Below are 1940 nucleotides of genomic sequence, written 5' to 3'. Positions count from 1 at the left end.
TAATGGTTCCAGCGCCCCCCATATCCGCTTTCATGGATGTCATGAACTGACCAGGTTTGATGCTATAGCCTCCAGAATCGAATGTGATCCCTTTCCCAACAAGACAAGCGAATACAGGCGCATTGTCATCACCAGTCGGGTTATAGTCGAGTTGCAGCATCGCTGAAGTACGTTCAGAGCCTCTTCCTACTGCGTAGATACCCTGCCAATTTTCCGCAAGTAAGTCTTTATCTTTGACTATCTTGACCGTCACCGTACCTTTCGGAGCGACAGACTTAATAAACTCAGCGGCCATTGTTGCTAATTGTCTCGGGGCAACTTCTTCGGCGGGTTTATTGATAATGTCGCGAGTCCAGTCCGTGGTTATAATTCTGGCTTCTAACTCTGCTTGGTTGTCTGCTTCTAATGGCGACCACTCGATGCTATTGAGTTTTTTAGCGCTTCTGTAGCCTTGCTGAAAAGCCCAAATTTTTTCTAAATCCCAGCCTTTCCCTTGCAATGAGACGGCTTTTACACCTTGAGAGTCTAATTTGCGAGCCGCACGTTGAATAACGTCTAATTCATGGCCTTCACCAGTATGTACCGTTGCACCGCTATCTGAAAATGACAAAATCGCTTTGTCGCCCCATTGGGGTTGTGCGGGTTCATGGCTAATGTATAGGGACATCTGTGTTGACATGGTTGCTCCTTGTTTTTGTAAGGTAATCAATACCATTTTTCATATCGGAGGAATGTTAGCATTATGTAGGATGAAAGTGTCAATTTGATAAAAAAACGGACCATGAGGTCCGCTTTATTTATTTAGAATTGTTAACTTGGTAATGTTTTAAACCGAGCTTGTCTGAAAAAACACCATTAATCGATTTCATCCATCCAGCACAGCATAATGGCTTCTAAGATTTTTTCGTTAGAATGGTTAGGGTCGTCTTCAAAATCTTCAAGCTCCATAACCCATCGATGCAAATCGGTAAAGCGAACCGTTTGTGGGTCTGTCTCGGGATGCAAATCACATAGTTCAATCGCGATATCACGCGAGTCAATCCATTTTAAACTCATAAGTGCTCCTTAATTTCGCTAAGCTTTATTTACTCTGTTCTAATGATCTTCAGACGCTAGGTTTAAGGTGTACTTTGGAATTTCCACCACTAAATCAGTATCGGCGACTCTTGCTTGGCAACCTAAACGAGATTCCATCTCTAATCCCCAAGCTTTATCTAGCATATCGTCTTCTAGATCATCACTTTCAGCCAGTGAATCAAAACCTTCACGAATAACAACATGACAGGTTGTACACGCGCACGACTTCTCACAAGCGTGTTCAATACCGATACCGTTCTTCAAAGCAACATCAAGAACAGTGTCGCCTGATTTAGCTTCTAATACAGCACCTTCTGGGCAAAGGTCTTCATGAGGTAAAACAATAATTTTAGGCATCTTTATCTATTCTCTAACGGTTAAATATCATCAACTGACTGGCCAGACAGCGCAGTACGAATAGACTTATCCATACGGCGAGAGGCGAAATCTTGGCTTGCGGCATCGGTTTGTTTGATACCATGCTCTATCGCGTCAGGATCATCGCCATTGCGAAGCTCAATCAGTGATTCGATCGCTTTAATAAGCACTTTCTTTTCTTGCTCTGTTAATAAGTCATCACCATCAAGGTCGATCGCTGCGATAAGACCTTCAATAACACGATCAGCTTCAACACGCTGCTCAGCAAGAGAACGAGCATCCATATCCGCCTTGGCATACGTCATCGAATCTTTCAGCATGTTAGCCACTTCGTTGTCACTTAAGCCATAAGAGGGTTTAACCTGAATTTCAGCCTGGACACCCGTGCTCTTTTCCATGGCGGTTACTGAGAGCAAACCATCTGCATCAACTTGGTATGTAACACGAACATGGGCAGCGCCAGCCGTCATCGGTGGTATTCCTTT

The 1940-nt window shown here is 43.8% G+C and carries 3 protein-coding genes and 1 pseudogene; all 4 read right to left on the bottom strand.

Annotation, left to right across the window (positions count from 1 at the left end; translation table 11 throughout):
• Positions 1-679, bottom strand: a pseudogene (locus ACP45E_RS00875) (aminopeptidase PepB); the annotation flags it as partial.
• 176 nt (positions 680-855) lie between these two features.
• A complete protein-coding gene (gene iscX / locus ACP45E_RS00870) occupies positions 856-1056 on the bottom strand; it encodes a Fe-S cluster assembly protein IscX (protein WP_017034146.1) in 201 nt (66 codons plus the stop codon).
• Positions 1057-1095: 39 nt separating this feature from the next.
• Complete coding sequence (gene fdx, locus ACP45E_RS00865) at positions 1096-1434, bottom strand: ISC system 2Fe-2S type ferredoxin (RefSeq protein WP_017034145.1); 339 nt, start codon at positions 1432-1434, stop codon at positions 1096-1098.
• A gap of 20 nt (positions 1435-1454) precedes the next feature.
• On the bottom strand, positions 1455-1940 hold a 486-nt coding region (locus ACP45E_RS00860; RefSeq protein WP_158008353.1), incomplete at its 5' end, for an Hsp70 family protein.

The sequence above is a fragment of the Vibrio genomosp. F10 str. 9ZD137 genome (assembly GCF_049974785.1).
GTDB lineage: Bacteria > Pseudomonadota > Gammaproteobacteria > Enterobacterales > Vibrionaceae > Vibrio.
Note: the sequence above shows the minus strand (reverse complement) of the source record. Positions and strands in the feature narration are given on the sequence as shown.